The following is a 1,572-nucleotide window of genomic DNA, read 5'->3' as shown; positions in this document are numbered from 1 at the left end:
TAAAGGCTGGATAATGGACTCAACACGCCACCAGCCCCGCGCTCGATAACGTGAGTATAAATCTGGGTGGTTTTTACATCGGTGTGACCAAGCTGCTCTTGTACTGTTCTAATGTCAGCACCAGACTCCAATAAATGTGTGGCAAAGCTGTGCCTGAGTGTATGGCATGTTACTGTTTTCTCGATACACGCATCCGTTGCAGCGCGCTTTACCGCTCTTTGTATTGCACTTTCATTGATATGATGTCTTCTGAGCTCTCCGGTGTCCCGATCTGTACTTAACTTTGTTGATGGGAATAAAAAGTGCCAGTTAAAATCTAGCTCCGCTTTTGGGTATTTACGTCGTAAACCTTCAGAGATGTATACGCCCGCATAACCAGGCATGTGTCTATCTTTAAAATAGTAATCTCTTGCTAAATTAACTTGAGCTTTGAGTGGTTCATGCAGTTCTTTGGCTAATGTGACTGTACGATTTTTACCTCCTTTTCCTTGCCAAACGCGAACTGCACCATAATCATAATCGATGTCTTGAACTCTTAAGCGCAAGCACTCCATGACTCGAAGCCCTGAGCCATAAAGCAGCTGAATATGGAGTTTATACCTCGGGTCGATATGTTGAACGAATCGTCGGATCTCCTCCCTGGTTAACACAACGGGAAGTTTCTTTTCGGTCAGAGATTTCTGAAATCTCATATCAAGTGATAGTGGAGTTTTGAAATAATCACGATATAAAAATGATATTGAGTTCAGTGCCAAAGCTTGCGTTTTTACCGCAACTTTTTCTTTTACCGCTAAGTAACTCAGGAACTGAACGACATCATCTTCTGCTAGTGTTGAAGGGTGGGCAAGCTGGTGGAAAGTGATAAAGCGTTTTATCCAAAATAGATAACTTTCGATGGTTTTATTCGCATAATGACGAGTAAGCATGTGCTCTTTTACACTAAGTAAAAACTGACTTTTCATGATAAAATTTACCTGTTTATTTATACAGCCCCTTCAATCTATCAGCTCTTTTGTAATTAGCGTGCATTGCGCCGTCTAATTGCGCGCGCGACCACACATATTCATACTGTTTTTCTATTTGTTTCATGTATATAGGTGCTACGATTCATAGCGCTTTTGATCATAAAGAGGGCGGTAGCTTGCCAGAAAGGAGGCAAATTGCCGTATAGAAAGCGTTATTTCCGCAACGGATCTCTCAGGCTGAATGTACGTGATTGTAGCCTAAGAGTGAAAGTGGCGGGGTAATAGGGTGGAAAAGCGGCGAAAAGGGCGAATATTGGTCATTTCCATGCTAGCCTTAAAGCGCTTTAAGCGCACCTTAATATGGCGCAGCAATTAAAGAGTGACGCTAAAGCGATTTAAGGTAGTGAGCTGCCAAATACTTCGGCTTCGATTTTTGCCTGCATACCGAAAATTTCTCGTCATATCAAAAGATTAGGTGTAAACATAGCCGACTTTAGTTGCGGAATAACAAGACGTTCAAGGCGATTCGAAACGCATTGGGGTTTTAGTGCCCAAACAGGCACGGATTTATCAGAGTTTATTTTAGGTTAGGGTGCATGTGCGTCTC

At 42.4% G+C, this 1,572-nt stretch carries 1 protein-coding gene; it reads right to left on the bottom strand.

Translation table 11 applies throughout. The annotated features are described in order from the left end of the window. The coding region (locus tag NDJ01_RS13850) for an integron integrase (RefSeq protein WP_012841657.1) at window positions 1-962 on the bottom strand (962 nt) is incomplete at its 3' end. Window positions 963-1,572: the final 610 nt, after the last annotated feature.

The organism is Vibrio sp. HS-50-1 (assembly GCF_024747315.1).
In the GTDB taxonomy this organism is placed as follows: domain Bacteria; phylum Pseudomonadota; class Gammaproteobacteria; order Enterobacterales; family Vibrionaceae; genus Vibrio; species Vibrio diabolicus.
The sequence above is the reverse complement of the archived record's forward strand: the minus strand, read 5'-3'. Positions and strand labels throughout refer to the sequence as shown.